The 635-nt window shown below is 42.8% G+C and carries 2 pseudogenes; one reads left to right on the plus strand and one right to left on the minus strand.

Annotation, left to right across the window (positions count from 1 at the left end):
- Window positions 1-233: 233 nt before the first annotated feature.
- A pseudogene (locus CIK04_RS25100) lies at window positions 234-492 on the plus strand (hypothetical protein).
- Window positions 493-535: 43 nt separating this feature from the next.
- Here the strand turns inward: CIK04_RS25100 and CIK04_RS25105 are convergent.
- Window positions 536-635, minus strand: a pseudogene (locus tag CIK04_RS25105) (sulfurtransferase TusA); the annotation flags it as partial.

The following is a 635-nucleotide window of genomic DNA, read 5'->3' on the forward strand; positions in this document are numbered from 1 at the left end:
TGCCATTGGCGCTAATCCGCAAAGTAACAGCGGCTCTGTTTGTCGCGTTAGCGGCCGGTTGCTGCTTTATTTAAAGCGCGATGCCTAAGCCAGAAATAGAGATAAATATCAGGTAAATAACAGCCAATTATCTGATTGTTAGAGTCATCTTGCTGTAGCGTGACCTCGGACATATCCGTGTCATGATTGTCATGCTACTTTATTCTTGTGAATGATGGCGAGAGGGCAAGTTTATGCTGACACGTTACATGGGGATGACCCAAAAGTCAAAGTTATTTATTCACTTTTGGTTTGGCACTTTGTTTGTTGGCAATGGTTTTAACAGATATGTGGCTACCAATTGTGGCGGGATCCTTTATTTTGACAGGATTGACTGTTGAAGCGTGGATTCGAGTCGCACACATTATTCCCATGCATGAAGAGATGCGAGCGATGAAAAAGCAGTTGAATAAGCTGCAATCGGAAATTCGCACTATCGAATTCGATCAATAATAAAGAAACGGCAGCCGTGTGGCTGCCGTTTTTTTATCTCGTGTTATAAGCCTTTTTTAATCAGATACTGATAGGGTAGCTCGTCGGTTTGTGCCGCAATGAGTTGGTGATCCATAAAACGACAAAAGCTAGGAATGTCTCTG

Source organism: Vibrio sp. 03_296 (genome assembly GCF_002265885.1).